Consider the following 1,428-nt stretch of genomic DNA (forward strand, 5'->3'; position numbering starts at 1 on the left):
GGGGGGGGCGTGCCATGGCGCGAACGACGGAGATGAAGCTGAGGCCTGGATCGACGGAGAAATAGACAACACCGGGTTCGGCGATGCTCGGCTTGGTAATCGGCTGCGCAAACTGATGTGCAGCTTGGACAGCGCAACAGGTCAGCCGCTGCCATTGGCGTGCGAAGACTGGGAAAACACCAAAGCGGCGTACCGCTTCTTGTCGAACAGCTCGGTCACCGAAGAGCACATTCTGGCTGGCCATTTCCAAGCGACAGCGCGTCGTGCAGCCAGTTGCGATGGCACCCTGCTGGTGCTGCAGGACACCACAGAATTCATCGACCAGCGATCAGCACCAGACAGCATCGGCTACACCAAGCCTGTGAACAGCGGGCGTGACAAGGAAGGCCGCTGGCGCCAGCACAAGCTGTGCGGCGTGATGATGCATGCGAGCCTGACCATCACGTTTGAAGAGCTTCCTCGGCTTGACGGCAGCCCGCTTCTGGAGCCGTGCACAATTCAAAGGGCTGCTGGCGCTCAAACGCAAGGTCAACCAGACCCGCGTGCCGATCGAGTCAAAAGAAAGCATTTGCTGGCTCGAGAATATGCGCGGCTCGACTGCATTGCTCGGAGGGGATCCCGCCCGCATCGTGCACGTCGGTGATCGCGAGAACGACATCTATGAATTCTACTGCGCGACGCAGGAGCTCGGGACCCACTTTGTCGTCCGCACTTGCGTTGATCGTCTGGCCGGCGACGGCAAGCAGACCGTGTCGGCCGAGATGGCCGAGGTCGCTGTCGGGGGACATCACCAGTTCGAGATCGCCGAGGGTAGCCGCGTGAAACTGGCTCTGAAGTACAAGCGCACCGGCGTTCTGCCGCCCATTGGCAAAGCGCGGCGCTACCCACCACTCAGCTTGACCGTGATCCACGCCGGGGAAGTCGACCCTCCCGAAGGGCGCAAACCGATCGACTGGAAGCTGCTCACCGATCTTTCTGTAGGAACGGCCGCGGAGGCGGTCGAGAAAATGGCCTGGTACTCGATGAGATGGAAGATCGAACTGTTCTTCAAGATCCTCAAGTCAGGCTTCAACGCCGAGAAACTCAAGCTGCGCGCAGCCGAGCGACTGGTCAACCTGATAGCCATATTCTGCATTCTGGGCTGGTGAATCTTCTGGCTCACGATGCTGAACAGAGTGCGCCCCAATGATGATCCCGGGTCCGCACTGACAGCCAGCGAGATCGAGATCATTGACCGAATTGCCGCCCGCGCCGGGAAAATGACTGTAACCGCGCCGCCGATTTCAGCGTACCTGGCCGAGATCGCGCACTTGGGCGGCTATCTCGGTCGACGCCACGATCCGCCGCCCGGCAACACGATCATGTGGCAAGGTTGGACCCGACTCATGGACATCCAACTTGGGGGCAAGCTCGCCCCCGAACCACTTG

General features: G+C 60.6%; 1 protein-coding gene and 2 pseudogenes. All 3 read left to right on the top strand.

The annotated features are described in order from the left end of the window. Nucleotides 1-103: 103 nt before the first annotated feature. Nucleotides 104-157: pseudogene (locus tag FMM79_RS21800) on the top strand (hypothetical protein); the annotation flags it as partial. 307 nt (nucleotides 158-464) lie between these two features. Next, a complete protein-coding gene (locus tag FMM79_RS21575; protein WP_240338984.1) occupies nucleotides 465-1,148 on the top strand; it encodes an IS4 family transposase in 684 nt (227 codons plus the stop codon). Nucleotides 1,149-1,175: 27 nt separating this feature from the next. After that, a pseudogene (locus tag FMM79_RS21580) lies at nucleotides 1,176-1,428 on the top strand (IS4 family transposase); the annotation flags it as partial.

The organism is Novosphingobium sp. BW1, from assembly GCF_008107685.1.
Taxonomy (GTDB): Bacteria; Pseudomonadota; Alphaproteobacteria; order Sphingomonadales; family Sphingomonadaceae; genus Novosphingobium.